This is a genomic window from Chryseobacterium sp. C2(2020), from assembly GCF_014218915.1.
Taxonomy (GTDB): Bacteria; Bacteroidota; Bacteroidia; order Flavobacteriales; family Weeksellaceae; genus Chryseobacterium; species Chryseobacterium mucoviscidosis.
This window is the reverse complement of sequence record NZ_JACLCT010000072.1, coordinates 1-6460: the sequence shown is the minus strand read 5'-3', so window position 1 is coordinate 6460 and position 6460 is coordinate 1. Positions and strand designations below refer to the sequence as shown.

Genomic DNA, 6460 nt, shown 5'->3' with positions numbered 1-6460 from the left:
CATGTATGATTATGGGGCGAGATTTTATATGGCGGATATCGGACGATGGGGAGTGCAAGACCCAAATCAAGAATCTTACACCAATCATTCCTCATATAATTATGTTGGAAATAATCCCATTATGAGAATTGATCCTGATGGAAGAGATTGGTATTATACTGGTGATGGTCAATATCTTTATAATAAAGATTTAAACAGAGAGAATGCTACTCAATTTTTTAAGGACAATAATATAGAAGGTGCTAAATATGCTTTTGCGAGCAATACAATGGGCACTATGAACTATGCAGCAGATGGATACATATATGATGACTCAGCAGCTGGAGGAGGAAAACCTGTTGAAAATGGAAGATTAAATAATATTGAAGGGGTTACAATGACCAAAACCAGTTGGTGGAACAGCCCTTTAGCAAGATTTTTAGTTCCTGACAGATTTGGAGTTGCTCAGAGTGGCTCAGTTGGTGGTGGAGCGGAAATTGGAACAAGTATGGGGCTTGAAGTAATTACAAGGGGAAAAGATGCTGGGATTTATTTTGATCCAGGAAACACTTTAAGTATTGGTGCTGCTTTCGGAGCAGGAGGTGAAGGGGATTTATCCTTCTTTAGTAGTACTTTTACAGGTAAGGTTTCTGATATGAGCTTAAATACAGTTGTAGGAACAGAAGCGTATGTAAGTGGATCTCTTGTTGATGTAGTGGGGGTTGTTGGTAAAGTTGCAGTTTCTTTTGATGCTAATCCTAACAATGGTCCAGTATCTGGAAGATGGGTTACACGTTCTGTTGGAGTTGCCGCAGGAGCTAAAGGCTCTGTAGGAGTTGGTGTAACTCTCACTAACACAAGAGTTGGTGTTGGCTTTGATGGAAAAATAAGAGTAGCTGATTATACAGGTGCTGTAACTGGAAAAGGATCATATTAATATGGAACTAAGCAAAAGAAATATTATTATCGTTATAATAATTATTTGTATAGGTGTATTATTTGTATTTTTTTGGAATTTAAGTAAGTACAATAAATTTTACAGTTCGGAAGTAGTCGGTATAATCGAAGAAATAAAATCTAACAGAAAATTTGAAAACTCTAAAGTTGTTAAGTTTGTTGGAGGTAATGATTTTAATTATACTTTTTGGATTTATGCTCCTGATAAGAACGATCTAAAAATAGGTGACTCTATTTACAAGGAGAAAAACTCTGAAGATTATCAGATTTATCGACAAGATAGTTCAGGAAATTACAGTTTTTATAAAACTTTAAAAAACAAACCATAATAAAAAGCTGCCACTCATTTGAGTGGCAGCTTTTTAATTAATTAGGACTTATATAATATCCTACGATTTTAATAGAATCACCATCTTTATGCAGAGTGAATTTTTCTTGGGTATTTTTTATATCTCGATTTACATTGTAAATTAATATATATTCATTTCTGGAATTAGTTCCTTTTATGACACTTGCCTGCTCATATATTAAAGAATCATTTTTAATATTGCCAAATTGTGAAAAAGAAGTATCAAACATTTGATTTACTTGTTCTTTTGTAGCAATTTTGAAAAGCTCATTACCACATAATTTAAAGATTTCCTCTCTGTTATTTTCTTTTAAAAGAGAATAAAATTTTTGTGTTATTTTTTCAGCTTCTTTTCTATCTTGTTCTTTCGCACCACAATTTATTAGAAACAAAGTAAGAAGTATTAAAATATACTTTTTCATAGCGTAGCAATATTTTTCTGTAGATAATCTTTAAATCGTTTTTTAGAAACGAAAGTTTCGATTAGTTTTAGAAGAATGTTTTTTTCTTCGGCATCAAGTTCATTGATAAGTTTTAACTGTTCCAGAACTGCGGTGTCTTCCATAGAAACCTCATTGGGAACATTGTTTTTTTCATTGAAGAAAATAATATCATCTACGGCAATCCCGAAATGTTTAGCGACAAAAACCAATTTATCGACAGGAATATCCTGTTGGTTGTTTTCCATTTTAGAATATCCTGTTCTGTGTGTATGCATCAGATCAGCCATCTCCTGCTGTGTTAAACCTTTGTTCTCACGAAGTTTTTTCAAGTTGTCGCCTATCTTCATAATAAAAGAATTATAAAGCGAATTTACTAAATAAGAACATTTAAGCAAAATATGTTTTATTTTAGAAAATAATATTGTTCTATTTAAGAACTTTATTTTATCTTTGTCGTGTTCTAATTATTCACAATCAATTTTAAAACACCTTAGAATATGGAAATCACCGCCATCAAAGAACGCTTAAGCTTATCCGCAGTTCTGCAACATTACCACCTTGAGCCAAAAAATAAAATGCTTCATTGCTTTTATCACGAAGACAAAACGGCAAGTCTTCAGGTAAATCTGGAAAAGAACTTTTACAAATGCCACAGTTGCGGAAAAACCGGAGACGTGATCCAGTTTATAGAAGATTACGAGAAACTCACAAAACACGAAGCAATAAAGAAAGCAGAATCTTTAATTGGTGGTTTACAGTTGTCCGTTGAAGGAAAACAACAAACAGTCAAAAGCGAACAGCCAACAGCCGACACAGAATTTTTAGAAAGGATGTTTTCCTATTTTAAAAATGCGCTGCACTCTTCCAAACCTGCAAGGGAATATTTAGGCAAGAGAAATCTCGACAACAGTATTTTGGAAATCGGCTACAACTCGGGACAGTTTCATCACGGGGAACGGAAAACTGAAGAGCTGATAAAAAAAGCACTGGAAGCAGGATTATTACAGGATAAAGGCTTAATCAACAGCAGAACAGGCGAAAAAGGCTACAGCCCTTTTGCGAAATGGTGCATCTGTTTTGCGCTGAGAAACAAAGAACACCGGATCACAGGATTGTACTTCCGCTCCGCATTATATGATGATCCTTCATTGGACGGTTCAATAGCGAAACATTTTTACCTGAAGAACCGTTCCGGAATTTATCCCGGATATCCGAAATCAGACACTAAGAAATTGATTTTAACGGAAGCCATTATTGATGCAGCATCGCTGCTTCAAATAAAAAATATTGCAGAAAATTACAGTATCGTAGCTTGTTTTGGAACGAACGGATTGAATGAAGAAATTTCACAGGTAATACAGGAATGGTGTCATTCTGAGCAAAGCGAAGAATCTAAAGAAATTATCTTTTGTTTTGATAGTGATGAAGCGGGAAAAAAGGCGGTTGAAAAGTACTCCAAAGAATTTATTAAGAATGATCCGAAACTTAAAATCTCTACCGTTGAATTACCCTGCAAAGATGTTAACGAAACACTGCAACTTCATGATGAAAGTATTTTCACCCAGCTTTTGGAAGAAAGGAAGATTTTATTTTCATCTGAAGTAAAGAGCCTTAACACAGTGTTAAATGAAGAATCTGCGCACTCCGCACAATCAGCGGGAGATTCTTTGGCACAGCTCAGCGTTACAGAACCCAAAACAGCAACCGACTTTTTACAGCAAAAGGATCTGCTAAAGAATCTCAATCAGTTAATCGAAAAAGCGGGAATCATTGGTGAAGAACAGTCCAGACTGCTTTTATTTTTAATCACGATCAGCTATTTAAATAAAAGTCCTCTGCACGGCATTGTACAGGGAAGTTCCGGAAGCGGAAAGACCCATATTATCTCGAGAATAGCGGATTTAATGCCGCAGGAAGATGTTCTGAGATTTACAAGAATTACAGAATCCAGTTTATATAATTGGGGTGAGTTCGATTTATTCCAAAAGATCATCATCATTGAAGATCTGGACGGATTAAAAGAAGATGCTTTGTATGCGCTGAGAGAATTTATCAGCAACCAGGTTCTGAGAAGTTCGGTCACCATCAAAGACAAAAAAGGAAATAATAAATCTTCCCATAAAATCGTAAAAGGACAGTTCAGCAGTTTAAGTGCAACAACAAAAGGCGAAACGTATGAGGATAATATGAGCCGAAGCTTTTTACTGGCAGTCGATGAAAGCAAAGAGCAAACGCAAAGAATTATCCACTATCAAAACCAAAGGAACGCAGGAGAAATCGACCGCAACGAACAAAATTGGGCGACGAACTTCGTTCAGAAGTTAGTAAGAAATTTAAAGCATTACGAGGTCATTAATCCATTTGCTACCAAACTGAATCTTCCTGAAAAAGTTCATAAAATAAGACGTTTAAATGAAATGTATCAGGCGGTAATAAAGCAGGTTACTTTTATTAATCAATATCAGAGAGAAGTTAAAAACGGTTATCTGATAACAGAAATTGAAGATATCGAACAGGCTACAGAAGTACTGTTTGAAAGCATTGTTTTAAAAGTGGATGAGTTAGACGGAAGTTTACGGCAGTTTTTTGAAAGATTAAAAAAGTATGTAAAAAATGAACATCAGGAATTTATTTTAAGAGATATAAGACAGGAGTTCAATATCAGTAAAACACAGATGTTTAGACATATACAGACCCTTTTAGAATTAGATTACATTAAACAGACCGGAGGTTTTGCCAACAAAGGAATAAAATACAAAATCAGCTATTGGGATAATCACCAAAAACTAAGAACCGAAATCAAAGAGTTTTTAAACAATCAAATCCGACAGTTGAAGAACGCCAGTGGAACACAAAAGGAACACTAACGGAACGCTAAATAATAAAGTACGACCGCGTAACACATTTAAAATCTATAATTTATAATTTAAAATCACTCTTGCGTTCCACAATAAAAAATATTGAGTAAGCAAAACCGTCGTAGATATGAACCCTGAACTTTACATCTTAAACTTTAAACCTTTAGAATGGAAGAATTTAGAAGATATTTAGAGCTTCGGAACTATCAGAAAAGAAACATTCAGAGAACCTTATCTGCTGTAAGAGAATACGAAGAGTACAGAGCAAAAGGCAATCTTCCGAAAGATTACATCCGCTATCTGAGACAGCGGAAAAATAAAAACAATCCTGAAAAATTACTCAGCAACAATACGGTAAACAATCATTTAACTGCCCTGAAATTATACAAAAATTACAGAAAAGAGATTGAGCAGAAAGAAACCGGACTTGTGATCTGCAAAAGCCTTAAAATCATTGTTCCGGAAGTTGAAATATTAAACCCGGAAGAAATACAGAAACTCTTTGAAACTACCGTAAATAAAAGAGATAAAGCCGTTATCGCAAGTCTGTATTATTTAGGACTAAGAGCCGGAGAATCGGCGGAACTGTTACTGGAGGATGTAGATTTAGACAATGCAAAAGTCTTGATAAGAAAATCCAAAACAGGCTATCAGAGAGAAGTTCCCATCCACAGCAAAGCCTTAGAAATTTTTGAGGAATATTTACAGGAAAGAATCCATAAAGGCGATTGTTTTTTACAGGGACAGAAAGGAAATCTAACTCCTTCCGGAATAGAATTTATCATAGAAAAAACAGCAGAGAAAAGCGGTATTACAAAAAGAATCTATCCCCATTTATTACGGCACAGTATCGCCACGCATTTACTGAAAAACGGAATGGAACTGAAAAAAGTAAGCCGGTTTTTAGGACACAGAAGTTTAGAAAGTACACAAAGATACACGCACTTATGAAAGAATTTTTACAGTACTTAAAAGATCATTATCATTATGCAGAGCGCACCCTTACAGAGAAAGAAAAGCAGGTTTTGTTATGGAAAAAACTATGTTCAGGGAAGCAGGATTTTGATGAAATAAATACCGCAGAACTTTTAAAAATTGCAGCCTTACAGCAGAAAAAATATGCAATCATTACCGTTAATAATCAGCTCAGAACTGTAGAACAATACTTTGAATATTTACAGATCACAGGAAAAAGGAAAGACCATCCTTTAAAGAATTTTAGAATAAAAGTACCGAAAAGACCTTTAATTACAGGATTTTTAACCGAAGAAGAATTACAGGACATCGAGAAGGATTTTAGAGAGAAGAAATACAAAAAAGGACAGTTCAGTTTATTTGGAAAACGCAATCAGATTATTTTAAGCCTCATTATTTATCAGGGTTTAGATACAGGAAGTTTGCGGGAACTTAAAGTAAAAGATATCGATTTAGAGAAAGGAAAAATTACCGTTCCTGAAGCCACAGAAAACCGATTAAAAGAAAGGATTTTACCTTTAGAAGCTTCGCAGATTTTAGAGCTCTACAAATACATCACAGAAACAAGACCGGAACTCCTACAAATCTCAAAGACCGTAAAAGAAACCGATAAATTATTTATCACCAGTGAAAACACAAAATTTAGCAGCATAACAAAACAGATCCGAAAACAGATTAATATTGAAAGTTTACAACTGATCAGAAACAGCAGGATTAATCTCTGGTTAAAACAATACAATGTAAGAGAAGTTCAGTATAAAGCAGGATTTAGATATTTACGAAGTCTGGAATATTTTGATAGAACCGAACTGGAAAATCTGAAACAGGAAATAGAAAAATACATTTGAAAAATTAAAAAAAATGAAAGACGAGCTTCTTGCCTACGTTTGCATTTTAAG

General features: G+C 34.5%; 7 protein-coding genes. 5 read left to right on the top strand and 2 right to left on the bottom strand.

The genetic code is table 11. The features are described 5' to 3' along the window. Together H6W52_RS20705 and H6W52_RS20700 are read left to right on the top strand one after the other, a co-directional pair. A partial coding sequence (locus tag H6W52_RS20705) for an RHS repeat-associated core domain-containing protein (protein ID WP_116096825.1) occupies positions 1–916 on the top strand: 916 nt, incomplete at its 5' end. A 1-nt stretch (position 917) separates the two neighbouring features. Next, positions 918–1265 (top strand): hypothetical protein, encoded by a 348-nt coding sequence (locus H6W52_RS20700; protein ID WP_116096815.1) that lies wholly within the window; start codon positions 918–920, stop codon positions 1263–1265. Between the two features lie 37 nt (positions 1266–1302). On the opposite strand, the gene H6W52_RS20695 is transcribed toward H6W52_RS20700, so the two are convergent. Together H6W52_RS20695 and H6W52_RS20690 are read right to left on the bottom strand one after the other, a co-directional pair. After that, positions 1303–1707, bottom strand: coding sequence for a hypothetical protein (locus H6W52_RS20695; protein ID WP_116096817.1), 405 nt, complete (start codon positions 1705–1707; stop codon positions 1303–1305). Next, positions 1704–2075 carry a helix-turn-helix domain-containing protein gene (locus H6W52_RS20690; protein ID WP_116096819.1) on the bottom strand — a complete coding sequence of 124 codons (372 nt, stop codon included), beginning with the start codon at positions 2073–2075 and terminating at the stop codon, positions 1704–1706. Before H6W52_RS20690 ends, H6W52_RS20695 begins: the two co-directional genes overlap by 4 nt. A 150-nt stretch (positions 2076–2225) precedes the next feature. Here H6W52_RS20690 and H6W52_RS20685 point away from each other — a divergent pair, with 150 nt between their 5' ends. The 3 genes from H6W52_RS20685 to H6W52_RS20675 all read left to right on the top strand — a co-directional run bounded on the left by H6W52_RS20685 (position 2226) and on the right by H6W52_RS20675 (position 6409). Then, on the top strand, positions 2226–4595 hold the full coding sequence (locus H6W52_RS20685) for a CHC2 zinc finger domain-containing protein (protein ID WP_116096821.1): 2370 nt from the start codon (positions 2226–2228) through the stop codon (positions 4593–4595). A gap of 159 nt (positions 4596–4754) precedes the next feature. Further along, entirely contained in the window at positions 4755–5537 is a 783-nt protein-coding gene (locus H6W52_RS20680) for a tyrosine-type recombinase/integrase (RefSeq protein ID WP_001747433.1), read from the top strand. After that, on the top strand, positions 5534–6409 hold the full coding sequence (locus tag H6W52_RS20675) for a tyrosine-type recombinase/integrase (RefSeq protein ID WP_116096823.1): 876 nt from the start codon (positions 5534–5536) through the stop codon (positions 6407–6409). Before H6W52_RS20680 ends, H6W52_RS20675 begins: the two co-directional genes overlap by 4 nt. The last annotated feature ends 51 nt before the right edge of the window (positions 6410–6460 follow it).